This is a genomic window from Aerococcus agrisoli (assembly GCF_003797145.1).
Lineage (GTDB): Bacteria > Bacillota > Bacilli > Lactobacillales > Aerococcaceae > Aerococcus > Aerococcus agrisoli.
This window is the reverse complement of sequence record NZ_RKMG01000100.1, coordinates 1-430: the sequence shown is the minus strand read 5'-3', so window position 1 is coordinate 430 and position 430 is coordinate 1. Positions and strand designations below refer to the sequence as shown.

The following is a 430-nucleotide window of genomic DNA, read 5'->3' as shown; positions in this document are numbered from 1 at the left end:
AAACAGGTGAATATTCGATTGCAACACAACAAGGTCGTATAAAAGTACCCTGCGATCAGTCTAATTTAGATTATTTACAAAAATTTAGTGACTATAAATTGGGTGAAGCTGAATTATTAGAACGTAAAGGTAAATGGTATTTATATATCAGCGCATCTAAAGATATTGAATCTGTCGATGCAAATCAAATGAAACATGTTGTCGGTATTGATAGAGGTCTTAGACAACTTATTACAGCGTATGATGAAAAAGGTCAGACGTTATTTGTTAGTGGTCAAGATGTGATAAAAAAACGTCGTCATTTTAAATCATTGCGTTCAGAACTTCAATCTAAAAATACAAAATCAAGTAAAAAAAGACTCAAAAAAATCGAAAAACGAGAGAACCGTTGGATGGCTGATGTAAATCATCAACTTAGTAAGGCACTCGT

Annotated in this window: 1 protein-coding gene; it reads left to right on the top strand. The window is 32.6% G+C overall.

Annotated elements, in window-relative coordinates:
- Positions 1-430: transposase (locus EF384_RS09655; protein ID WP_148076711.1), on the top strand; the 430-nt coding region annotated here is incomplete at both ends.